At 42.0% G+C, this 22493-nt stretch carries 19 protein-coding genes; 13 read left to right on the top strand and 6 right to left on the bottom strand.

Annotated features, from left to right (window positions below):
• Positions 1-85 precede the first annotated feature (85 nt).
• The 4 genes from EHS13_RS30795 (at position 86) to EHS13_RS30780 (ending at position 6498) form a co-directional block, all read left to right on the top strand.
• The gene (locus EHS13_RS30795; protein ID WP_155704038.1) at positions 86-769 is read left to right on the top strand and encodes a response regulator transcription factor; all 684 of its coding nucleotides are present in this window, start codon (positions 86-88) and stop codon (positions 767-769) included.
• On the top strand, positions 762-2141 hold the full coding sequence (locus tag EHS13_RS30790) for a HAMP domain-containing sensor histidine kinase (protein ID WP_227013605.1): 1380 nt from the start codon (positions 762-764) through the stop codon (positions 2139-2141). The genes EHS13_RS30795 and EHS13_RS30790 overlap by 8 nt, the downstream gene beginning before the upstream one ends.
• A 68-nt stretch (positions 2142-2209) precedes the next feature.
• A complete protein-coding gene (locus EHS13_RS30785) occupies positions 2210-5275 on the top strand; it encodes an efflux RND transporter permease subunit (protein ID WP_155704037.1) in 3066 nt (1021 codons plus the stop codon).
• 80 nt (positions 5276-5355) lie between these two features.
• A complete protein-coding gene (locus tag EHS13_RS30780) occupies positions 5356-6498 on the top strand; it encodes a zinc-dependent alcohol dehydrogenase (RefSeq protein ID WP_155704036.1) in 1143 nt (380 codons plus the stop codon).
• Between the two features lie 81 nt (positions 6499-6579).
• On the opposite strand, the gene EHS13_RS30775 is transcribed toward EHS13_RS30780, so the two are convergent.
• The 3 genes from EHS13_RS30775 to EHS13_RS30765 all read right to left on the bottom strand — a co-directional run bounded on the left by EHS13_RS30775 (position 6580) and on the right by EHS13_RS30765 (position 8487).
• Positions 6580-6948 carry a DoxX family protein gene (locus tag EHS13_RS30775; protein ID WP_155704035.1) on the bottom strand — a complete coding sequence of 123 codons (369 nt, stop codon included), beginning with the start codon at positions 6946-6948 and terminating at the stop codon, positions 6580-6582.
• A 305-nt stretch (positions 6949-7253) separates the two neighbouring features.
• Positions 7254-7694, bottom strand: a complete 441-nt coding sequence (locus EHS13_RS30770; RefSeq protein WP_155704034.1) for an RrF2 family transcriptional regulator — start codon at positions 7692-7694, stop codon at positions 7254-7256.
• An 85-nt stretch (positions 7695-7779) separates the two neighbouring features.
• Entirely contained in the window at positions 7780-8487 is a 708-nt protein-coding gene (locus EHS13_RS30765; protein WP_155704033.1) for a TetR/AcrR family transcriptional regulator C-terminal domain-containing protein, read from the bottom strand.
• 134 nt (positions 8488-8621) lie between these two features.
• Between EHS13_RS30765 and EHS13_RS30760 the strand changes: the two genes are divergently transcribed.
• Positions 8622-9080: a DUF6022 family protein gene (locus EHS13_RS30760; RefSeq protein ID WP_155704032.1), complete on the top strand. Its 459-nt coding sequence runs from the start codon at positions 8622-8624 to the stop codon at positions 9078-9080.
• Positions 8980-9315 carry a DUF6022 family protein gene (locus tag EHS13_RS30755; protein WP_405083597.1) on the top strand — a complete coding sequence of 112 codons (336 nt, stop codon included), beginning with the start codon at positions 8980-8982 and terminating at the stop codon, positions 9313-9315. Before EHS13_RS30760 ends, EHS13_RS30755 begins: the two co-directional genes overlap by 101 nt.
• Before the next feature lie 48 nt (positions 9316-9363).
• Here EHS13_RS30755 and EHS13_RS30750 read toward each other — a convergent pair whose 3' ends face one another.
• On the bottom strand, positions 9364-10020 hold the full coding sequence (locus EHS13_RS30750) for a GGDEF domain-containing protein (RefSeq protein WP_162463328.1): 657 nt from the start codon (positions 10018-10020) through the stop codon (positions 9364-9366).
• Positions 10021-10054: 34 nt separating this feature from the next.
• Positions 10055-11095, bottom strand: a complete 1041-nt coding sequence (locus EHS13_RS30745; protein ID WP_162463327.1) for a LacI family DNA-binding transcriptional regulator — start codon at positions 11093-11095, stop codon at positions 10055-10057.
• Positions 11096-11248: 153 nt separating this feature from the next.
• Here EHS13_RS30745 and EHS13_RS30740 point away from each other — a divergent pair, with 153 nt between their 5' ends.
• From EHS13_RS30740 to EHS13_RS30725, 4 genes are all read left to right on the top strand, one after another.
• Positions 11249-14407, top strand: coding sequence for a beta-galactosidase (locus tag EHS13_RS30740; protein ID WP_155704028.1), 3159 nt, complete (start codon positions 11249-11251; stop codon positions 14405-14407).
• 126 nt (positions 14408-14533) lie between these two features.
• Positions 14534-15253 carry an AAA family ATPase gene (locus EHS13_RS30735; protein WP_155704027.1) on the top strand — a complete coding sequence of 240 codons (720 nt, stop codon included), beginning with the start codon at positions 14534-14536 and terminating at the stop codon, positions 15251-15253.
• Between the two features lie 262 nt (positions 15254-15515).
• The gene (locus EHS13_RS30730) at positions 15516-16727 is read left to right on the top strand and encodes an MFS transporter (RefSeq protein WP_155704026.1); all 1212 of its coding nucleotides are present in this window, start codon (positions 15516-15518) and stop codon (positions 16725-16727) included.
• 126 nt (positions 16728-16853) lie between these two features.
• The gene (locus EHS13_RS30725) at positions 16854-17396 is read left to right on the top strand and encodes a general stress protein (protein WP_155704025.1); all 543 of its coding nucleotides are present in this window, start codon (positions 16854-16856) and stop codon (positions 17394-17396) included.
• Positions 17397-17468: 72 nt separating this feature from the next.
• Here the strand turns inward: EHS13_RS30725 and EHS13_RS30720 are convergent, their stop codons facing one another.
• On the bottom strand, positions 17469-18311 hold the full coding sequence (locus tag EHS13_RS30720) for a helix-turn-helix transcriptional regulator (RefSeq protein ID WP_155704024.1): 843 nt from the start codon (positions 18309-18311) through the stop codon (positions 17469-17471).
• Positions 18312-18433: 122 nt separating this feature from the next.
• Here EHS13_RS30720 and fabF point away from each other — a divergent pair, with 122 nt between their 5' ends.
• The 3 genes from fabF (at position 18434) to EHS13_RS30705 (ending at position 22491) form a co-directional block, all read left to right on the top strand.
• Entirely contained in the window at positions 18434-19672 is a 1239-nt protein-coding gene (gene fabF, locus EHS13_RS30715; RefSeq protein WP_155704023.1) for a beta-ketoacyl-ACP synthase II, read from the top strand.
• Positions 19673-19868: 196 nt separating this feature from the next.
• The gene (locus EHS13_RS30710; RefSeq protein ID WP_155704022.1) at positions 19869-21170 is read left to right on the top strand and encodes an ABC transporter substrate-binding protein; all 1302 of its coding nucleotides are present in this window, start codon (positions 19869-19871) and stop codon (positions 21168-21170) included.
• A 13-nt stretch (positions 21171-21183) separates the two neighbouring features.
• Positions 21184-22491, top strand: coding sequence for an extracellular solute-binding protein (locus EHS13_RS30705; RefSeq protein ID WP_155704021.1), 1308 nt, complete (start codon positions 21184-21186; stop codon positions 22489-22491).
• The last annotated feature ends 2 nt before the right edge of the window (positions 22492-22493 follow it).

Genomic DNA, 22493 nt, shown 5'->3' with positions numbered 1-22493 from the left:
TGATTGGCTGGGCTTTTTTTTTGAGAAAATAATGGTAAACTGGGAGCAAGTATCAGAAATAATCAATTGAGCGGGGAAAATACGGATGACAACGATCTTAGTGGTGGATGATGATGCGCATATTCGTGAATTGATTAGCTTGTACCTCACGGATGAAGGCTTAAATATCGTTGAAAAAGCAAATGGAGTCGAAGCACTCGAGTATGCTGCGTATTATCCAATCGATATGGTGATCATGGATATCATGATGCCGCAAATGGATGGCTGGGAGCTATGCCGCAAGCTGCGGGAATTAGGTGATATGCCGATCCTGATGATAACGGCCAAGGGGGAAGCGAACCAACGGATTAAAGGATTCCAGCTTGGTACGGATGACTATATAATCAAACCATTTGATCCAGTGGAAATGGTCCTGAGAGTTAAAGCGTTGTTGAAGCGATATCGGATTTCGGTTTCTCAGATTATCCAGCTTGGACCTATCAAACTAGATAAGAATAAATATGAAATATATTTCGAAGATACGGGTGAATCGCAAACACTGCCACTTAAAGAGTTTGAACTACTATATAAATTGGCGAGCTATCCGGGGCAGCTTTTTACGCGAGACCATCTCATTCAGCAGGTTTGGGGAGCTGAATTTGAAGGGAATGAACGCACGATCGATGTACATATTAACCGATTAAGAGATAGATTCGAGGCTTTCACGACCTTTTTCAAGATTACCACACTACGCGGATTAGGCTATAAACTGGAGGTTTATCATGATTAAATCTTTATATGTGCGTGTAGTCATTACATTTATTGCTACGGTGATGCTTAGCTTAATCCTAGCTTTTTTCTTGGCTACCTTGCTGTATAAAAATCAGATAACCGCTCTTGCCGAGAAGCAGCTGATTGTAAGCGGTAAACAAATTATTCAAAGCTATCAGCAGTCGCAAACGGATGATTTAGAAGGTCTAGCTCAAGATGCAGGCTTGCTTCTTAACTATAGAGTGCAAATTTATGATGATAAAGGTGAAGCTGTCCGCCCCCAGGGTGTGAATAATCAAAAACTAATCATGACCAAAGATCAAATTCAATTTGTGTTAAATGGGGGAGTTTATCGTGGTGAGCCACATGGAACTCCAAACAAGGGAGCGCCGGAAGGCTTAATAATTGGGTTGCCTTTTAAAGTGAATAATAGTTCGTATGCCTTATTTATTAAACCGGATATTTCGGAGATAACTAAACAATTTGGTCAACTCTTACGAACTGTCCTTATCATCGTGCTAATAATCGGCAGCTTGTTTATTGCGATTGCAGCTAGATACTTAGTTAAACCATTGCGCCAATTAACAGAAGCGACACGTAAGCTGGCTAAGGGGGATTTCAGTGTGCATGTGCAATCAAAGCGCAAGGATGAAATTGGCATTTTGACCACAAGTATTAATGATATGGCACAGGAGCTGGGCAGGCTTGATCAAATGCGCCAGGATTTTGTAGCCAATGTCTCGCATGAGATTCAGTCGCCTCTCACTTCGATTAAGGGCTTTTCCAAAGCTTTACAGAATAAAGCATTAGACGAAGTGAAGCGAATCCATTATTTGACGATTATTGAGGAAGAAAGTGAACGGCTTTCAAGGCTAAGCGAGAACTTGCTGAAATTATCCTCTCTACAATACGAGCATCATCCGTTTCATCCTCACTATTATCGTTTAGATGAACAGCTCAGGGGGGTCCTTATTGCTTGTGAACCATTATGGGCCTCAAAGCAGCTGCAAATTGATCTAGAGCTGGGGGAAGTTTCGATTCAAGGCGATGAGGATCAGCTTAATCAGGTATGGTTGAACTTAATTCATAATAGTATTAAATTCACTCCAGATAAGGGCGTAATTAGTATTAAGCTAAAAGCAAAAAGCAGCAATGCTATAGTTACCCTAACAGATTCAGGCATGGGTATTCCTGCTGAGGAGCTTGATGATATTTTTAAACCTTTCTATAAAGTCGACAAAGCAAGATCAGATTCAAGTGGCGGGAGCGGTTTGGGCTTGTCCATTGTTAAACGCATTGTTGACATTCATCAGGGAGATATTGAAGTTGTAAGTCCTCCGGAGGGAGGTACTTCAATAATTCTTAAGCTGCCTCTTGAAGGCAAAATGTAATCTGTTGTTTATATTGTGTTTATAGTGCTCGTTTATAGTTGCATTACTATGAATGAGGAGAGAATCAGATGAGTGGAATCAGCAGATTTAGTTTAAAGAATGGTGTAGCAGTCGTAATTCTATGTGTGCTCGTACTGGGATATGGACTGTATTCCTCTACGCAAATCAAACAACAAACCTTTCCCGATATTAGTTTTCCAGCCGTATTCGTGCAGGTCAGCTACCCTGGAGCTTCGACTGAAGAAGTGGAGGAAGAGGTTACAGCACCTGTTGAGCAAAGCTTATTAAGCTTTAAAGACTATGATTCATTGACTAGCACATCCGCAGAGAACGCAGCTAATATCTCCTTAACCTTTGCTTTTGGGACGAACATGGATACCGTTACCGCAGATGTAGAAAGTGCGATTGCTAAGCTTGCATTGCCAAGTAAAGCTAAAGTAAGTGTTATGCGGTTTTCTGCTGGATCACAGCCAATCTATGAGGCAGCGATCTTCGCGGCAGATAGTAATAGCAAGGTAGATTTACAGAATCTTTTAGAGAATGAGGTTGTTCCCAAGCTAAGTAAAATTGCGGGTGTCAATTCGGTTGAGCTAAAAGGAACCAAATCCGACAAGCTGAATATTGAGGTTGATAAAGCTAAAGCGAGTCAGCAGGGTATCTCATTAAATACGATTCAAGCTGCGATTCAAGCTCTCGATTATGCACTTCCGCTTGGTTCAATTAATCAAGATTCAACGACGATTCCTATTCGTTTGGTAGGTAATCTGAGTTCGTTGCAGAAAATAAAGGATTTACAGCTATCTCCAGCACCTAGAGGGGCTGCAGGTCTAGAAGCAGCGCCAAAAGTAAAGCTTTCGGATATTGCTGCAATTACAACAGTAGGAACACAGGATCAAATTACAAGGTTTAATGGCAAAGAAAGCTATGTTATGCATATTACCAAAACCCAGGATGCCAATACGGCAGAAGTAAGCAACGAAGCGAAGGCTATTCTGGCACAGTTTAAAACGGATTCCAACTTGGACATTCATGTAATCCAGGATCAAGGGGCGGAAATTGAAAAATCCGTTGCTGATTTGATTCGTGAAGGCCTATTCGGAATTTTATTCTGTATCATTATTATTTTCCTATTCTTACGAAATGTCCGCGCAACGATTATCTCGATTCTTTCCTTGCCGATTTCGATTTTCGCGACAATTGCTCTATTGAATCAAATGGGCTATACGCTAAATATTATGACATTAGGTGGAATCGCGGTATCGATCGGTCGGATCGTAGATGATAGCATTGTCATTATTGAGAACATTTATAGATGGCGGCAAGAGAAGGGGACAGAGCTGAAGGGCAGAGAGCTTGCCTATCGTGCTACCAAAGAAGTGATTGGGGCCGTTGCTTCGTCTACGATTGCTACGGTTGTGGTTTTTCTTCCGCTAGCCTTCGTCAGCGGGATCATCGGTGAGTTCTTCCGACCTTTTGCCATTGCGGTTGTCAGCTCGATCATTGCTTCGCTTTTTGTAGCTATGATGCTGATTCCAGTGATGGGTGCAAAGTTTTTTAATAAGGTTAAACCACACCATGCAGAAGGCAAGCTGATTAAGCATTATGAAAAATGGATTCGTGGCGCTTTAAACCGTAAGAAAACGGTGTTGGCAGTGGCTACGGCATTATTGGTTGCTTCACTCGGCACGATTCCATTGTTAGGGGTTTCCTTCCTGCCGGCTGGCAGTACCCCAGCAGCAGAAATTGCGTTAACATTGCCATCGAAAAGTACTATTGCCGAAACTAACGCTTTGACCATTAAAGTCGAGGAATATGTAAAAAACTTAACAGGAGTCAAGGATTATCAGGTTTCAATCGGTGGCGGAGGCGGAAGAGGTCCTTTTCAATCGGCAGGAGGCAACACCAACAAGGCAACGATTGATGTTCAATTCGCAGCAGATACCGAAATGGACGCTATGATGGATAAAGCGAATGTGGAGCTTAAGGAGATTGTTGTTGCAGCGGTTCCTAACTCAACCGTTAATGTTAAGGCAGGGCAGCAAGAAGGTCCACCGTCTGGGAATGGGATAGATGTAAGCTTGTATTCCAGCAATCAAGAGGCATTGACGAAAGCTGCTTCACAGGTGAATGATCTGATGAAACAGAACACCAAGCTTAAAGACATAACGAATAACCTGCAGGATGTCACACCAAAATGGGTGCTTTCATTAAACCAGACAGGCATAGATGCGAATGTTTCTGCTTTTCAGGTGATGCAAGCTGTGAATGAGCAGATTAGACCTGTCGATGTGGGGACTTATACATTGGATAATAAGGAATCATCCATCACTATGTCATACGCTCAAGCGATTTCCAGCAAGGAAGAGCTTGAGAATATCAGTATCCCCACAGCCAGTGGAGTGATGAAATTGCAGCAAATCGCCGATTTGGCAGAAACGAATGCACCTGTTACTGTTAATCATGACGCTGGTAAAGCCTATGCAAAAATCAGCGGTACGATTAAAGGCGATGCCAGTACTTCATCGGTTACAAAAGAAGTCCAAAATGATATTAAAAGCTTAGCTTTGCCCGAAGGTGTTGAAGTTAGCTTTGGCGGCGGGCTTGCGATGATTACGAGTGGATTCAGCAGCTTGGGCATTGCGATGGCATCCGCGATTTTCCTAGTATTCTTAGTGATGAGCATGACCTTTGGCGGTCTGAAAACACCATTAATTATTCTATCCTCGTTATTATTCGTTCCAGTTGGTTCATTGGGTGCCTTGCTTGTAACGGGCCAATCTTTATCGATGAGTGCGATGATTGGAATGCTAATGCTCGTAGGAATTGTTGTGACTAATGCGGTCGTCCTGCTTGATCGCGTGGAGAAGAATTGGAAGACAGGTATGGAAATGACGGAAGCTATTGTTGAAGGCTCGAAAAATCGGGTTCGACCGATTCTCATGACGGCTTGTGCGACAATATTAGCGTTGGTTCCCCTAGCTTTATCTGATTCTAGCTCAGGACTTATCTCTGGAGGGTTGGCTATTACGGTTATTGGCGGGTTGTTTACTTCAACCTTATTGACTTTGGTTGTTGTTCCAGTGATATACCAGCTTACCGGTAAAAAACGCAAACCGAGTGAAGATACCTTTTAAAAATGAGGATTTGATCCGAAAATAAATGGATGAAAAGCGTTTCTATTAGAAAAACTACCATGAAAGAAAGGAGTGGTAGCATGAAAGCATTAACATATCAAGGAATGAAGAAAGTAGAAATCAAGGAAGTGCCAGATCCCACAATTCAAAAACCAGACGATGTTCTGGTTCGGATAACGACGACTGCGATTTGTGGCTCGGATTTGCATATCCTTAATGGGGAAATTCCTAATATGCCTAAGGATTTTGTGATTGGACATGAGCCAATGGGAATTGTTGAGGAAGTGGGGCCAGAGGTTACCCGAGTCAAAAAGGGCGACCGTGTGATTATTCCCTTTAATGTAGCTTGTGGCCAATGCTGGTATTGCAATCATCAATTGGAGAGTCAATGTGATAATTCTAATGAATTTCTACATGGGGATACGGGTGGTTTTTTTGGTTACTCAGAAACGTTTGGAGGATATGCAGGAGGACAAGCTGAATTAATGCGTGTGCCCTATGGTAATTATCTACCATTCAAAGTACCAGAGGATGCCGAACTCGAAGACGAACAAATTTTGTTTCTATCTGATATAATGCCAACCGCATTCTGGAGCGTAGATAACGCTGGAGTTAAGCCGGGAGATACTGTAATTGTACTTGGATGTGGCCCTGTCGGACTATTAACGCAAAAATTCGCTTGGCAAAAAGGGGCTAAACGCGTAATCGCCGTGGATCATGTTAAATATCGCTTGGAGCATGCCCGAGTGACGAATCATGTCGAGGTATTTGACTTCAAGGAAACGGACGAACTATGGAAGCATCTCAAAGAAATAACTGGCGGAGGCGCTGATGTAGTAATTGATTGCGTTGGATTAGACTCTGAGAAAACACTGCTGGAAAAAGTAGAAACTATGCTGAAGATGCAAGGGGGCGGACTCGGGGCGTTTCGAATGGCAGCAGATGTTGTGCGAAAGGGCGGAACCATTCAAGTAACCGGCGTGTATGGAATGAATTACAATATGTTTCCTTTTGGGACTTTATTCGCTCGCAATATTACTATAAAGATGGGGCAAGCCCCTGTAGTCCATTATATGCCGGAGCTATACAAACAAATAAAAACCGGGAAGCTCGATCCGACAGATATTATTACACACAGGTTAAGCTTGTCGGATGCAGAGCATGGATACAAAATTTATAATGATAAAGATGAGTCATGCATTAAGGTGGTATTGAAGCCGTAAAAGAATACTTGTGAACAAACACACTCAGGTCATAAGTAGATTGAGTGTGTTTGTGATAGTGTTAAAAGAATATCGAATTTTTTATCCCGGGAAATTAACCAATTCGGAGCTGTGCATTAAGGCAATTACGATTGCCAAAAGCATCAATATAACCGCTGGGAAGGTCATTGCAAATGTATGTCTAACACGTATATGAGCTGCAACAGCACAAAGCATTGTAAAGCCTAACCAAATTCCTGCCCATGCTGCCCAGCTTGGCTCCCAAAAACCAATAATAATCCCTGCTACTCCAACATATTGCACGAGCCCTGTCACCACTCTAAACCATTGCGGAAGTCGCAGTGATTTAAAGCTGTCCACCTGCATCTTTACACCAAAGATTTTCGTTGCGCCTGCCATTAGAAATATAAGACCTAGTAATGCTTCAAGTATGATTGCTAAAACGTCCATTTTAATTTCTCCTTTTTATAACTTACTTTTTTAAACTAGATAGTACTAAATATGCGTCTCCGAAATAAGCACAGTTAAAGCAATAAAAAAATGCGGCAAATAATTCAACCACAGCTAGCAAAAAAAATATAAATGTCATCTCACTATATAACTTACTTTTACAAACCTCCTTGTAATAAATATGCGTCTCTAACTAAAGCACAGTTAAAGTGATAAAAAATGCGGTGAATAAATCTAACCGCAACTATCGTAAGCACATTATATATCTAACTCCCGTTAGGATGCAAGAGTTAATTAATACTCCATTATTTGGCTTTATTACTGAAATCAACATCCTTCATCAGGTCTGATAAAGTATATTGCTGGAGTACTTCAATTGTTTTCTGCTCTACCTCGAGCATAACGGCTTCCAAATTACTGTCTAGTTGTTTTCCAGCTTCACCGCACTCTTCTGCGATTTCTTCATCCGATTCAGAGCCTTTAACTGCCATATATATTTCAGCAAGTGTCAGCTTGTTTGCTGGGATTTTTAAGTAATACCCGCCATCGCGCCCTTCTCTGGAATCAACGATAGTAAATTGCGCTAAGAGTGCCATAATTCTACGTAAAAAAGTAGCATGAGAATTCACTTGGTTTGCAAGGGTTACACTCGATAAGACTTCACCAGTTTGGGCGAGCCAAATAAGTGCATGAACGGCAATTCCAAAACGCGCAGGGCCAATTTGATTGATTCGACTCATTTTCATTGTGGTATCCCTCCTAACCCAATTGTACCTTAATAAGCTGCGACTAACCAATCAATCACCAAGCTGGCAATAAAAGCGAAAGTTATTAGGACAGTTTCGTCATAAATCCTTCCATGAGTACCTCTAAGCCGAAGCGAAATTCATTATCTAAATCGGAGTTTGTCATATAAGTGCCAAGCCGGATCATAAGTGGAAAGCGTTCTTTAGGCAAATGCTGATAAAATTCTTGATGGTTTCCACTCTGTTTATCGAGCTGAGCTTCCTTCACATTGGGTATGACAGAATGCTGAAGCTCTTCGACCACAAAGCCAAGCACGAAGTTTTTCAGCATGGATGCCATCCATGGTATTTGATTATCTTGAAAGCCTGCGAGTACCAACACTTCGAAAAGCTTCTCAATCTGAGTCAAGCGACCATAACCTGGAGCATAGTTCCAATTGAATAGCTCTACGGAATTTCGATAGCTTTGCAGCACTTTACGGAAATGATCTCCCCAATATAAAATTTGCTCCTGCCAGGGGAGAGAAGCATCTGCCCAAAGCATATCCTCACAAACTCTATCGGCAAGCAGCTGCAGCAATTGGTCTTTATCCTTAACATGGTAGTAGAGGGAAGCTGTCTTAACGCCTAATGCATCCGCTATTTTTCGCATGCTCAGCTCTTTTAAACCTATTTCACTCAATAATTGTAATGCTATATGTGTAATTCTAGCGGGATCCAAAGGTATGTGTGCGGACTCACTAAGTTCATTTGAACCAGACGAATTCACGGAATAGATTCTTCTTCTTGCCATTTATATATCTCCTTCGAGTCTGTATAAGAAAGCTTGCATAGTTAGTTTAACTTCTTGACAATTATAACACAGCGAGTTAATCTAATGGTATTAAATTAAATCTAATACCATTAGATTACGGAGGTCGGACTACAATGCAAACACTTAAAAACTATTTCTTGGATGAACCAGAGAGTTCTATTCAAAGCTTGGTGAAGTATATGAATCAGGCTCTATCAGAAATATGGGAAGTTGTATTAAAGAATAATGAGGCTGAGCTTACTCAGATGTTTGTGGATTATGGTGACCGCGCTTATGGGGCTTATATCCAGAAATTTATGGGAGAAATTGGTGAGCAAGTCAATCAGGCAGGTTATGAGATGAAGGCTGGGTTTAATCTGGCGAACTCTATTGAAAGCTGGGGACCTCCAGAAGAACGGGAGCGCTGCGTTTGGTATGTGATTAACGATGTAACAGGAACACCTTTAGGATCAGCAATCCTGCAAATTTTTCATTCCCCATACTCGATTTCATCTTCCGCAAGCACCGCGATTCTTCCTGTTAGAGGAAACGGAGAGGGAAGCCATTATAGATGCAATTTCATTCGGTGGTAAGCGTTTGGAGAGTAATAACTCGAGATATTCTGATTTATTAGTTGAGGTTCAAAAGCAGAAATGGGAATACGCAACAGAAGTCGGGTTAAGCGATTATACGCAAATTTACCATGGAAGAAAAGTGCCTAATTATGATTATGCCCTGGCACTTTGGGGGCGTAATGGTTGGGAGCTAATCTCGATCATCCCGCAAAATGATCGATTAATTGCCTTTTTCAAGCGTCCTACAGCATGATCCTCTCCGACGTATAGGTAAAAATCGCATAAAACAAAGCCAAGTCATTTAGAGACCTGGGTTTGTTTTATGCCTGAGCGCTTTATAAGAATACATATTTTGATCAGCTACATGTATTAAATCATCCAATGTGATCGCCTCATCAGGATAAACGGCTAATCCAATCGTAACGGATACAGTTATTCTTAGATCTTGAAAAGTTGTTTCAAGCTCGTTGTTAATCTTATTAATCATGTTCTCTTTGCTCTCGTCATCGGAAAATGCGGAAAAGGTTAAAAATTCATCCCCTGCCCAGCGAACAAGCATATCTCTTTTCCGTGAATGAAACTTGATAACGTTGGCAATTCGCTGCAGCACCTGATCACCAATTTCATGTCCATAGTTATCGTTAATATGTTTAAAATCATCGACATCAATAAAATAGAGGATCAGCTTCTCACGGTTTCGATCTGCAGCAGCGATAAGCTTAGGGAAGGTTTGGATCATATATCTTCTGTTATGCAGCTTAGTTAACACATCTTTTTCAGAAAGAAATTTCACATGGTCATACTGTTTTCCAAGAAGCCAAAAGACTAATATAATAACCAATCCAAAAAAAGGAAACTGGTAAATTGGAACGTCATAATTAAAATGTCCATAAATCCTTATAACAAAGATGATGATAATGGCGATGGAAACAATGGCTATTCTTCCTGTATACTTCATCGCAGTCCTCCAAGTTCCACAAGATGCAATTCGTTCAGCCTGATTTACGAATAATGAGCTCAGCAGATAGAATAATTTTCTCACGAATAGTATGCCCATTCTGCAGTTTGCGCTTTAAGGATTGAATAGCTCTCATCCCCAAGGGCTCTTTGGCTAACTCAATGGTAGTCAAAGAAGGGGAGGTGTCTGCAGAGGCTTCGATATTATCGATCCCCACGACGCGGCATTGATCGGGAACAGTAATGTTGAGCCGCTTAAATGTAAGCAGCAATTGCATGGCGATCTGGTCATTGGCACAGAGAATAGCATTAGGAAAATTATGCGGCTCCCATGCTAGAATCCTTTTTTCGAATTGCTGCTGCCAATTCCTCATCGCAAGCGAAATGCTCCACTTCTGCAAGCTGCATCGCTGCTCTGGATTGGCTTTATTCCACTCTTCTATAGCAAGCTTGCAGCCCCACCAACGCTCTTTAAAGCTGACAGCAAGACTGTCACGACCGATAAAGATCAACGAAGAACAGCCTTGCGCAATAAGATGATTGCATGCGATTAAAGAGGCTTCCATGTTGGCATTAAGAATGACATCCGCCGAGATAAGCGGATCTTCATGATCGACCAAAACTATTGGCAGACCAACGTTTTGCAATACTAACAGATGGCTTCGCTGTGAAATGCCAATAACGATGATCCCAAGCGGGTTTTTGGCATGGTTGACTAAATCCGTAAAGGTACTCAGATTTGTTGAATTATCAATAAATGAGTATGTCCATCCCATCTCTCGACAGCCTGCCTGCAAGCCATCCAGTACTCTTGCCCAGAAATTAGTCTCTTTACGGAATTCCTCTTTCATATAGATGAATACGGTACTGGTTACCGCAGGTTCTGAATATTCCAGTGAAAGCCGTCCTGATACGGCAATCGGCTTCACTCGGTAGCCTAATGCTTCGGCTAGCTTGAGAATGCGCTGCCTTGTGTCATTGCCGACACCTGATTTGCCAGACAGAGCCTGAGAAACGGTGAATTTAGAGATACTAAGCCGATCAGCAATTATTTGCATGGATACTTTTTTGGCCATGAGTAAGCCTTTCTTATTAAGAAATTGAAAATATATAAATATAGATTGACATACGGATGGAATAGAGTTAGATTGTGTGCGAAAGTAGCTTGTCTTAGCTAACAAACCTAACAAAATAGTAGCAGAATACATGGAGTGTTACAAGGAGGAAATATGAAAAAAATAGTTATTTTTTATGATCCTGCATTTCCTTATGCCGGAGCAAGACCAAGTGAAGCTGATGTAGAGAAATTGCAAGAGCTATTTACTGTAACAAGAGCGGCGGATCTGTCGAGCGCATTAGAAGCGGCAGATGGATATATTCATTTGCATGGCCCTTACTTCCCTAAGGAAAGCTGGCCTGCAATCCTTAAGCATCTCCGTTCAGGGAAAGGGATGCTTGCGATTGGCGGAGCTCCATTTAAGATTCCGGTATATCTGGAAGGCACTGAGTGGGTGCAGGAAACGGCACAAACCGCTTATCATCAGCAGCTGCATATTCATGAGGCGCTGCATGCAGATGAGGGACCCATTAAACGGTTGGTTTATAATCCGGACATTCCTTTGTTTCTGGGCTACGAGAAGCTGTTCACTATCGAACCGACATTTGGTTTGATCCTGCATGTGACACGAGCGGCAGATGTTCCCCATGAATCTGGCTCGGCTGGTCCAATGGATGCGCATTTATATCCCTTGCTCCTAGGAGTCGGAGTTGAGCCGCTTGAGCGAGAGTATGCAGCTCCGGCAGTTTTATTGGAACACACGAAGGGCGAGTTTGCCGGCGGGCGCTGGATTTTCATTAATCAGCAGCTTCGTCAGCTATTCTGGCAGCAGGAAGGCATTGAGGCGCTTAAGCGTTGGGCAGGCTTTATTACCAAAGGTGTAACGGAAATGTGGCTGAAACCGAATTATGCCATGTATGAAGCGGATGAACGGGCTGTATTAAACTTGCAAGTCCAATCTCTCGCACCTAGTCAGTATGCGTCAGCAATAACTTGGTCATTTCATCTGAAGATTTCGAAGTCCTTGTCATCGGAGGTGCAAACTCCAGAGCCCAAATACAACTATTCAAATGAACATTGGTCGGAAATTTGGCAGACGGAGTGTTTGCTGAAGGTAGACAAGGAATTGCGATTTGAACGGATTCGCTTGCCCTTTTCGCTGGAAGCAGGCTTCTATATAGCGGAGTGTGAGGCTGTTTCAGAATTAGGAGAAAAACGCATGCTGCGGCAAGGCTTTTGGGGTATGGATACCCATTTGCTTAGAGCGGGTGAACCGCTAGCTTGTGGCCGAGATTATTTCATTAAGGACGGCAAGCCATTTCCAGTTGTAGGCATGACTTATATGACAAGTGATGTAGCGCGTAAATTTCTCTTCCTGCCGAATGTAGCCGTATGGGATCGCGATATGGCGCAGATGAAGCGGGCGGGAATCAACTTGATTCGCACTGGAATATGGACAGCTTGGCGTCAGGTTATGTTTGCAGACGGCCATGCATATGAAGAAACCCTGCGGGCAATCGATGCTTTTATATTGACGGCAAAACGCTATGAATTAGAGGTAACCTTTAACTTCTTTGCGTTTACTCCGGAAAGCTGGGAGGGGGTTAATCCGTATCTCGATCCACGGAGTGTGGAGGCGCAAAAGCGCTTTATTGCTTCCATTGTATCCAGGCATGTGGAAACAACGAATGTGCATTGGGACTTGATCAATGAACCGTCGATGTTCGATCCGAAGCGGATCTTCAAAGGACCGCGGACGGTAAGCGATCGTTATGAACGCGAAGCTTATATTGCCTGGCTGAGAGAGCGCCATGGTGCGATTCGCTTGCTGCAAGAGCGGTGGAATATGACTCCTGAGGAGCTGCCTTCCTTTGAAGCAGCCCTGCCACCTGAACAGGATGATATTAGCTTCAATACAACAGAAATGCTCTCCAAAAAAGGTGGACAGTGGTTGGACTATTCTCTGTTTACGATGGATATGCATAATCGTTGGGCGGAGCAATTGATAGCTACGATTCGCAGCTATCAGCCTAAGCAGCTGGTTACCGTTGGGCAGGATGAAGGGCTTGCAGCGCAAAGGCCTTCACCATTCTTTTACGCGGAAGCCGTGGATTATACGACAGTCCATACCTGGTGGAAAATGGATGATCTTGTATGGGACAGTGTATTCGGCAAAGCACCAGAAAAGCCGACCCTTATTCAAGAAACAGGGATAATGTATGTTGAAACACCGGATGGTCGAGCTAAGCGAAGTGAGCATGAGCTGCGCAATATATTGGAGCGCAAATATGCTTATGCCTTCGCGAATGGTGGTGCTGGAGCTGTACAATGGATTTGGAACGTTAACTACTATATGAACAATGTGAACGAATCGAATATTGGCGCATTGCGTGCAGATGGAACGGAGAAACCGGAAGCATCTGTTTCCTATGATTTTGGGGCGTTTATCGGCCGAATTCGCGATTTGTTTAAGGATCGGGAGCTCGAGGATACAGTCGTTGTTTTTCCGTATTCGAATGACTTTTCTAACCGTCCGTTAGCCTATAAAGCAACGACAAAGTCGGTTCGAACGTTAACTTATCGGATGAACACACCACTTCGCGGCTTAGGTGAATACCATTTGGAGTCGCTGCAGGCTTATGTGCCAAAGCTGATAATTGTGCCTAGTGCCCATAACTTCAGTGATGAAGCCATGCAACAGCTGGTCAAGCATATTGAAGTGTACGGCGGCACTTTATTAATAACCGGTCCGATTGGATTGGATGCTTATTGGCATCCGACAACCACGCGTCTGAATGAGAGCTTAGGGGCAGGCGATGTAGTCAATTTATTGCGGGAAGAAACACTGAGAATTGAAAATGTGGAATGGCCGGTTTCCTATGGAGAAATGCGCATTGCAGATAGCTGCAAGCAGCTCATTGCGGAATCAAGCGGAGGTGTATCCAAATTAGTGGAGGCTAAGCTTGGCGAAGGCCAATTACTCTGGTGTCCCTTGCCTATTGAATTAAACGAGGATCCGGCAGTGATAATTGCTTTATATCAATATGCTATACAGCGGGCGAACGTTTCAGTTGAGCTGGAATGGTTATCTGGCGAAGGCTTGCGCGGGGTATATGGCCGTAAGCTGCTATTATCCGGCGGCAGCTTGTTCGTTTTCGTATCCGAGTATAGCAGCGACACCGAGCTTGCTGTGCGAGATCCGCGTACAGGAGCCAGTTACTCATTTAAACTGGAAAGTGAGCGTTCTGTTATGTTTGCTACTGATACAAAAGGACAGCTTCTTGACGTATATCGCCCGCTGGAAGTTCATATTACAGTGAGCTTGGCCTAGACAAAAGGAGCTTGTATGAGGACGGCATATGTATTCATGCTTATACCTAATTTGTGGTAAAATAGCCACGCAAGGGTTAAGATAGAAAACATATGCCAAATCCTTAGTTAAGGTGTTGAGCAATAGATGTTTTTACGTGAAATTATTAAAATGAGTGAAAGAATTCAAAACCACAATCAGTATCCATTTGATATCCCTTCAATTAAGCTGCTTGATAGACTATCATTCAGAAAAAATGTAACGTTTTTCGTAGGCGAAAATGGTTCAGGTAAATCTACATTATTAGAGGCGATTGCTTATCAATGCGGGTTTAATACTGCTGGAGGCGGCAGAAATAACCAATATGAGCTATCAGCTTCGGAGGCAAAGCTAGGAGACTTTATTAGACTCTCCTGGATGCCTAAAGTAACTAATGGATTTTTCATGAGAGCAGAATCATTCTATAATTTTGCTTCCTATATCGATGAATTAGCCATAGAGGATCCCAGAATTTATCAAAATTATGGTGGGAAATCGTTACACGAGCAATCGCATGGGGAATCCTTTTTAACCTTATTCAAGAATCGCTTTGGACAAAAGGGGATATATCTCTTGGATGAGCCGGAGGCAGCACTTTCCCCCAAAAGGCAGCTTTCATTCATAAGTATAATCCATGAGCTTCAAAAAAGTGGACAAGTGATTATTGCAACTCATTCTCCTTTACTCCTTGCTTACCCTCATGCCGAAATATATAATTTCAATGAAGGCCCTATTCAATTAATTAAATATGAAGATACCGAGCATTATCAGATAACACGCAGGTTTTTAGAAAATAAGCATTTTTATCTTAACGAATTAATCGATTAATAGTAATAATAAGCTGCCGCTGAATAGGAAACGAGGTGAGGAAAATGCAGAGGTTAATCAAGTTTATCATAGAGAATGTGCGGACAATTAAATTTACTAAAACACCGAGTGGGACAAGTCTGTCTAAATTAGATCATACAGACTGTATTTTCCTGTGCCTATCGGATTGAGTACATAAAAGTAGTTAATACTTTTATTGTCATCCTTAAGCTATGGAGTGCGGTCCATAGCTTTTTATTATGTTTATAGAGGATGAGAAAAAGTGGAATTACCTAAATTGGCTAGAAATATTCCGTTATTTTATATGTATATGAGCTTGAACTCTTTTATTCTGGATAGAGGGATATGGATGTTGTTCTTAGCATTCAAAGGCTTTACTCTAGCCGAAATTGCCTTGATAGAATCTGCGTATCATTGTGTGATCTTCTTATTGGAAATACCGACGGGTTATATTGCAGATCGTTATGGCAGACGAACTAGCTTATTCTTAGCACAGTTAGCTGGAATTGGCTCAGCAAGCTTCTTATTGTGGGGAGATCAAGGCTATACGATTATTATCGGTTTTATGCTGGGAGCGCTAGTTGGAACTCTGCAATCGGGAGCGACGAGCGCGATGATCTATGAAACTTTATTGGAGCTTGGTAAAGAGGCAACGTATAAGAAGCAGAATTCGATACTTTTGGCAGTTGGTTTAGTTGCTATGAGCTTGAGCGGAATGACTGGCGGAGTTTTATCAGATATAAACTGGGGATGGGTATATGGAGGCAAAATTATGCTGCATCTCTTGACCTTAGGTATTGTTTTATTGCTTTTTGAACCGGCCTTACACAAGGACTCCTCAGCAGCTGGTAAAAGGACTGCGTTCTCACTCGGACATCAAATCAAAGAAATTTATCAGTATATGAGAATGGACAGAACATTTATTTCTTATAGCTTTTATGGAGCTGTATTGTTTTCAATGGCGTGGTCGCTTACTTTTTATAGTCAGATTATTTTTCAGTCTATAGGGCTGAACAACTCTACGATTGGATTTCTAAATGGATTGGAGACCTGGATTGGGGCTGGGTTCGCAGCTGTTGCCTTTATTGGAGAACAGTTTATCGGAAAAAGAGGATCGATGTTGGTTTCTGGATTAGGATTCACCCTATGTTTGCTCGCTTTTTCGATATCAGGTAATTCAGTTGTGTTGATTTCTGCCTTTTTTCTGATGAGTATGTTTATAAGTTATATCGAGCCGTTGTTAGAAGCTTATCTCAATGAGTTATTGCCATCCAATATAAGAGCTACGATGTTATCTGTTTTTGGGATGATGATTTCAAGCGGGATGATGATCACTTTTACTACAATTGGATTTTTAGCTGATGCAGCTAGCTTGCCCATAGCCCTGCAAAAGTGGATCCTAGTATGGATTCCATTGTTTGCGGTTGTATGTCTCCTAGCAATGAAAAGAGCAGGCAGTCTGCCTGGGAAATGACTTCAATAAAACTTCAGGATTACTCTAAAAATACAGCTTGTCTACTGTTTCATTCTTTGGGCATGGGGTTAAATAGAAATTAGGAAGACCATAAAAACCCAATAAAATGCATAGGAGGAAATAATTATGAGCCAAGTAAACCAACAGAAAATTGTAGGTGTCTTTCAAACGGAACAAGAAACAACAAGGGCAATTGAAGAGCTGAAGCTTCAAGGATACCGTTCAGATGAAATCTCCATTATTGCTAAGAATAAAGATGTAGTGGCTACTGTTACGGAGGAAACCGGAAGCAAAGCACCGGAGGGAGTAGCAGCAGGTGTGGCTGCAGGTGGCATGCTGGGGGGATTTGGCGGTCTTTTATTAGGAGTAGGAGCTTTGATCATACCAGGAGTTGGCCCTTTTATAGCGGCAGGCCCAATTGTAGCCATTCTTACTGGAGCGGCAGTAGGCGCTGGTGCTGGTGGCTTGATAGGCGGCTTAATCGGCTTAGGGATTCCCGAAACGGAAGCACGTCAGTATACCCGTTATGTAGATGATGGCCATATTCTTGTTATGGTCGAATCCAAAGCTGAGCGAAATGGTAAAGTATATGATACTTTCCGCACACATAATTCTGTAAATGCCAGTTCCTATGATCGAGCTGGAGTAGATAACCCTTGGGTTCGTTAATACCGAATTTTATAAAATACAGATTTAAAATGGATAGGGCATCGGTTGGTTCTGATGCTCTATCTTTTTTTTCTACAAATTATCCTCCATCAGCCGTTTCAGTTTAGCTTCCGTTTTCGAATCCTCAATAGGAGTATAGATACTGCAGCGTAAATCCACACTGCCTTGGACCTGCAAGGATGTTAAATTAAACAGCATTTTTCCTACCTTTGCGTGCCGGAATTCTATGAGCACCTCGGGTGCAGAGCTAACATCACTTTGATTCCATTGTTCGAGAAATTCCGGATGAACCTGGCTCATGTCTTCAATAAATTGCGAATACCATTTATCTGCTACATAGTGGCCATAATACGCCCGAAAAATAGACAGAAACCCTTTGACAAAATGCTCCCAGTTTACAGCCAAGCTGCGAAATTCTTTTTTGGTGAACAGCAGCTGAATCATATTGCGTTCCTCTGCAGGAATCTGCTCAAAGTTGAGAAATACATGGGAAGCAGCCTGATTCCATCCCACGATATTACATCGTCTGTCTGAAATAATAGTTGGACAGTAACGGAGCTCTTGTAAGATACGAGCTAGGGAGGGGCTGATTACATTCTTCTCATCATCCGCCAGCAGCGGTGGGGAGCCAGTTTCTAAAGCCAGATCGAATAAATACCTGCGCTCGTCCGTTTTTAGCTGCAACACATTGGCAATTGAATCCAACACAGAAGCGGAGACTTTAATGTCTCTTCCTTGTTCAAGCCAGGTATACCAAGTGACGCTAACTCCAGCTAGTTGTGCCAATTCCTCACGGCGCAGCCCAGGGGTTCTTCTTCGTGTTCCTAAAGGCAGTCCGACCATATGTGGATGGATCTTAGAGCGTTGGATCCGCAGAAAATCGGAAAGTGCTTCAAGTCTGGTTTCTGGTTTCATCGTGTAGTCTCCTTGAAAGCTTATTATTATAGTAGTTATTATACCAGTATAATGAAGCACTTGTTATAGGATAAAATTCGGGTAATACTAGGGTAAAGAAGTTATAAGAAGGAGTCATTACTATGGAAAGAGTTGTTATAACAGGAATGGGTGTCATATCTCCGCTTGGCAATAATGTAGAGACTTTATGGCGAAATTTAATTGAAGGCAAGTCTGGCATTACAGCTATTGATACTTTTGATGTTGCCAATTCTAAAACAAGAATAGCAGGACTAGTCCGAGATTTCGATGCGGAGGGAATTTGGGGACGCAAGGAAGCAAGGAAGATGGATAAGTTTTGCCAGTTTGCACTTGCCGCAGCTGAAGAAGCTCTCGAAAATTCTGGGCTTGAGCTGGATAAGATCGATTTGGAGCGCCTAGGTGTTTATGTAGGTTCAGGAATTGGCGGGATTCAAACCTTAGTCGATAATGTTAATTTGTTGAATGAGCGTGGACCAGGCAGAGTAAGCCCTAGCTTGGTGCCTATGTTAATTTCCAATATAGCTGCAGCTCAAATTAGCATCCGCTTGGGTGCGAAGGGAGCATCATTATCTCCAGTAACAGCGTGTTCCATTGGGAATACAGCGATTGGTGAGGCATTTCGAGTGATTCGAAGTGGTGAAGCCGATGTGATTTTTGCGGGTGGAACGGAAGCGGCTGTGACGAATATATCCTTAGCTAGCTTTGGCAATGCAACAGCGTTGTCAACGCGTAATGATGAACCAACTCTAGCAAGCCGTCCGTTTGATGGGAATCGGGATGGCTTTATTATGAGCGAAGGCTCCGGTATTCTCGTATTGGAATCATTGGAGCATGCGTTGGGAAGAGGAGCGACTATCTATGGTGAAGTGATCGGATATGGAGCAAGCTCAGACGCTTATCATATGGTCGCTCCCCATCCAGAAGGAGCAGGAGCTTATCTTGCGATGAAAAATGCTCTGCGGAATGCCGGCATTTCTTCAGAAGAAGTGGATGTAATAAGTGCGCATGCTACAAGCACATTGGCAGGAGACAGAGCAGAAACCTTAGCGATCAAGAAGATGTTCGGCGAGCGTGCTTACCAAATTCCCGTCACAGCTAATAAATCAATGCTTGGGCATATGTTTGGTGCGGCAGGTGGAGTTGAGGCGATTGCCTTAGTGAAAACCTTAAACGAAGGCATTATCCCAGCAACAATTAATTTATCCGAGGCAGATCCTGAGTGTGATCTGGATTATGTGCCGAATGTAGCTAGACGGGCTGAGCTGAAAATCGGTTTATCGAATTCCTTTGGATTTGGTGGCCACAATGCTGTAATTGTTTTGAAGCGTTATGAGGATTAATCCTAATATCTAATATTAACAACCCGAGGGCAGCTAATAAGCTGCTCTTTATTTTGATTCAATAGCTGATTATATGTATTTTTTAAGACATTCGAATATTTTCCATAAAAGTCCATATTCTACACTTTCCGATATTTGGTTAATTTGTTAGAGTGAATTATGTTCAATACACAGTCTTTTTGAAGGAGCAATCAGAATGAAGTACATCGGTCAGCTTATATTGATTATTATCGTGATGCTTCTTCTTGGCTCCTGCAAGGAAGAGCAGGCTACAAAAGCAAGCAATGAAGACATCACAGAACTGAAATTTTGGGGCGAGGGGTCAACGGAATGGTTTATTACAGAAATTGAAACACCCCTAAAGACGAAATATCCAAATATCAAGTTTAAAATATTAAAGCAACCCACTTTAAAACAAGCTATTGAGGAAAATAACATTCCAGACATCATGTTAGAATCGGTTTATTGGCAATCACCTGAATCAGCTCAGTTAGGCATTCAGCTTGATTTAGCGGGTCTTGTCAAATCAAATAACCTGGACATGGGTAAGTTTCAGCCAGAGTTCATTGAAAAAGGTCCTACGTTCCAGCTTCCTTTTACCAGAACTCATTATGTGTTGAATTATAACAAAGATGTTTTTGATCTGTTCCAGCTTCCTTATCCGACAGATGGAATGACTTGGGATGAGGTGCTAAAGCTTGCAACTCAATTCAAAGCTGAGCAGCAAGGAAAAGCTTTCTATGGTCTGTATCTCACCTATAATGATATTCCTAAAATAGCAACGCAATTATCCTTATCCTTACTTGATCCAACAAGCAATGAACCGACATTAGGTGATAAAAAGTGGGATAAATTAATTGATATATGGACCGCGGCAGACACACCGAAAATGGAGTCGGAGAATAAGTTCTATACTTACAATCTCTTTTCAGAGGGAAAGAATGTAGCTATGGCAATTGGCGAGCCTTATGGGAATAGTGAGCAGAATGTAGGTGTAGCTTCACTGCCCGTATTCGCCGACAAAGCTCGAGGTGGTGCGGATTCTATGGCCACAGCACTATCCATCTCTACGTTAAGCAAGCATAGTAAAGAGGCATTTCAAGTCATCCAATACTTGGTGTCCGAGGAGTTCCAATTAAAAATGGCAGCTAAAGGCCAATTTGCTGCGCTGGATCAATCTATTGTTGAGCAGTCTTATGGAAATGACTTTACTAAGATCAGTCCCTCATTAAAAGCTTCCATTTATTACAATGATCCTGTAGTAATTTCAAAACTTAGTATTTACGATCATTTTAGCTCATTGCAGCCTTTTGCAGGTGGATTTCTTGATAATATCGACACCAGTATTATGTATTGGCAGTCATTCGAAGATTTAAAGGATGGAGTAAATAAGACTATATTCCGCAGTAAATTAGCAGGTAACCTCAAACAGTGGGTAAATGATCAAAGTGAAATTTTAGCTGAATATAGCAATAAGACAAAGAATCTTCAAAAGTAAAAGGAGCGTTTCAATGAAGTATATTTGTCAGGTTCTTTTGATTATTAGCTTAACGTTCCTCATTAGCTCTTGTGAGGGTATAGGGCAATCTCCAAAAACGGTGAAGAAAGAAATTGTAGAATTGAAATTTTGGGGCGAGGGGTCTAGGGAATATTTTGATAAAGAAATAGCCGAACCCATTAAGGCTCAATTCCCCAATATCAAGCTTACTTTATTGATGAAACACAATTTAAAACTAGCGATTGATGAGAATGTCGTACCGGATATCATGTTGGAACCGGTCTATGGGCAACAATCCGAATCCGTACAGCTGGGCCTACAGCTCGATTTAACAAACTATATTAAAGTGAATGCTTTAGACACCAGTCATTTTGAACCGGGTGTATTAGAGGATGAACCCATATCTTCACTCCCCTTCACAAGAACCCATTATGTATTAAGCTATAACAAAGCTCTGTTTGATTCACTTGGAATAGATTACCCTACAGACGGGATGACTTGGGATGAAACCTTGAAATTGGCCGCTAAATTGAAAACAGCTGGGAAAGGTAAATCCTCCCTTTATGGTTTATACTTAACCCAAAGTGATATTCCAATTATTGCGTCTCAGCTTTCATTAACCTTCGTGGATCCAGTAACAAACGAGCCGACATTAATGGATAAGCGCTGGGATCAGTTATTTCAATTATGGAAATCAGCGGATACTGCGCCTTATTATAGGGATAACGAGAATAGCCATGTATACTATGAGACTTTAGTTTCTCCTACTAAGGAGATAGCTATGAGTATTGTTCCTGCCTATTGGAACGCAAATGGAATAACAACTAGCCTGGTCTCATTGCCAGTTTTTACAGACAATCCGCGTGGGGGCGCCGATGCTGCCTCTACAACGTTATCAATTTCTAAGCAAAGTAAGCATAAAGATCAAGCCTTCCAGGTTATTCAATATCTGGTTTCCGATGAGTTCCAGATGCAAATAGCGAATAAAGGGCAATTTTCTTCGCTGAATAAAACGATTATAGCCGATTCTTTTGGTAGTAAAGTACCAGGCATTACCAAGGAAATGATAAATTCGCTTAATTACAATGATCTTGCTGTAAGGGTAAAACGAAGTAAGTTTGATCATTTCCAAGATTACTTGATTAAAGCTGGAGCTATCAGTCACGTTATCGATACAAGTATCCCTTATTGGGAAGCTTTTGATCATCTTAAAAAAGGCGAAGACAAGCAGAAAGTATTGCGTGGATTAACGATTTCGCTTAAATATTCGGTGGATAGTATCAAGGACACAGCGGAGGAATATAGAAAAAAGCTGGATTGAGC

Source organism: Paenibacillus psychroresistens, from assembly GCF_009728935.1.
Taxonomy (GTDB): domain Bacteria; phylum Bacillota; class Bacilli; order Paenibacillales; family NBRC-103111; genus Paenibacillus_AC; species Paenibacillus_AC psychroresistens.
Note: the sequence above shows the minus strand (reverse complement) of the source record. Positions and strands in the feature narration are given on the sequence as shown.

Excerpts from the sequence above, each read along its gene's own strand:
- EHS13_RS30795 (WP_155704038.1), top strand. The coding sequence starts at position 86 with ATGACAACGATCTTAGTGGTGGATGATGATGCGCATATTCGTGAATTG.
- EHS13_RS30790 (WP_227013605.1), top strand. The coding sequence starts at position 762 with ATGATTAAATCTTTATATGTGCGTGTAGTCATTACATTTATTGCTACG.
- EHS13_RS30785 (WP_155704037.1), top strand. The coding sequence starts at position 2,210 with ATGAGTGGAATCAGCAGATTTAGTTTAAAGAATGGTGTAGCAGTCGTA.
- EHS13_RS30780 (WP_155704036.1), top strand. The coding sequence starts at position 5,356 with ATGAAAGCATTAACATATCAAGGAATGAAGAAAGTAGAAATCAAGGAA.
- EHS13_RS30775 (WP_155704035.1), bottom strand. The coding sequence starts at position 6,948 with ATGGACGTTTTAGCAATCATACTTGAAGCATTACTAGGTCTTATATTT.
- EHS13_RS30770 (WP_155704034.1), bottom strand. The coding sequence starts at position 7,694 with ATGAAAATGAGTCGAATCAATCAAATTGGCCCTGCGCGTTTTGGAATT.
- EHS13_RS30765 (WP_155704033.1), bottom strand. The coding sequence starts at position 8,487 with ATGGCAAGAAGAAGAATCTATTCCGTGAATTCGTCTGGTTCAAATGAA.
- EHS13_RS30760 (WP_155704032.1), top strand. The coding sequence starts at position 8,622 with ATGCAAACACTTAAAAACTATTTCTTGGATGAACCAGAGAGTTCTATT.
- EHS13_RS30750 (WP_162463328.1), bottom strand. The coding sequence starts at position 10,020 with ATGAAGTATACAGGAAGAATAGCCATTGTTTCCATCGCCATTATCATC.
- EHS13_RS30745 (WP_162463327.1), bottom strand. The coding sequence starts at position 11,095 with ATGGCCAAAAAAGTATCCATGCAAATAATTGCTGATCGGCTTAGTATC.
- EHS13_RS30740 (WP_155704028.1), top strand. The coding sequence starts at position 11,249 with ATGAAAAAAATAGTTATTTTTTATGATCCTGCATTTCCTTATGCCGGA.
- EHS13_RS30735 (WP_155704027.1), top strand. The coding sequence starts at position 14,534 with ATGTTTTTACGTGAAATTATTAAAATGAGTGAAAGAATTCAAAACCAC.
- EHS13_RS30725 (WP_155704025.1), top strand. The coding sequence starts at position 16,854 with ATGAGCCAAGTAAACCAACAGAAAATTGTAGGTGTCTTTCAAACGGAA.
- EHS13_RS30720 (WP_155704024.1), bottom strand. The coding sequence starts at position 18,311 with ATGAAACCAGAAACCAGACTTGAAGCACTTTCCGATTTTCTGCGGATC.
- fabF (WP_155704023.1), top strand. The coding sequence starts at position 18,434 with ATGGAAAGAGTTGTTATAACAGGAATGGGTGTCATATCTCCGCTTGGC.
- EHS13_RS30710 (WP_155704022.1), top strand. The coding sequence starts at position 19,869 with ATGAAGTACATCGGTCAGCTTATATTGATTATTATCGTGATGCTTCTT.
- EHS13_RS30705 (WP_155704021.1), top strand. The coding sequence starts at position 21,184 with ATGAAGTATATTTGTCAGGTTCTTTTGATTATTAGCTTAACGTTCCTC.